This window comes from Bradyrhizobium sp. Arg237L (assembly GCF_029990105.1).
Classification (GTDB): Bacteria; Pseudomonadota; Alphaproteobacteria; order Rhizobiales; family Xanthobacteraceae; genus Bradyrhizobium.
This window is the reverse complement of the sequence record NZ_JAQMIL010000244.1, coordinates 1-395: the sequence shown is the minus strand read 5'-3', so window position 1 is coordinate 395 and position 395 is coordinate 1. Positions and strand designations below refer to the sequence as shown.

Here is a 395-nt window from a genome sequence, read left to right as displayed (position 1 = left end):
TTTGGTGTGAGGCCGAGCCAGGCGGCAAAGTGCCGGCCGGAGCGGAACGCGGCTGGATCGGACGTCTTCATCACCATCCTGGTCGCAATGATAGGGCCGATCGAGGGGATTTGCGCCAGGCGCCGGCTGAGGGCATTGGCCCGGTGCCAAGCCAACAGCTTGGCCTCGATCTCCTTCAGCTCGGTCCCGAGCCTTGCGTATTCACGCCCCTGTACCACGAACAGCTCACGCGCCAGCTCCGGAAGATTCTCGTCCTGCGCAATCCGCGCCAACAGCGGCTCGATCTTGTCCACCCCCTTGGCGGCGATCAGGCCGAACTCGGCAGCGTAGCCGCGGATCGCATTGCTCAGCTGGGTGCGCCGGGCGATCAGTCCGTCGCGGATCCCCGTCAGCAT

The 395-nt window shown here is 65.6% G+C and carries 1 protein-coding gene; it reads right to left on the bottom strand.

Annotation, left to right across the window (positions count from 1 at the left end; all coding sequences use genetic code 11):
* A partial coding sequence (locus OZ411_RS43520) for a transposase (protein ID WP_282532837.1) occupies nucleotides 1-395 on the bottom strand: 395 nt, incomplete at both ends.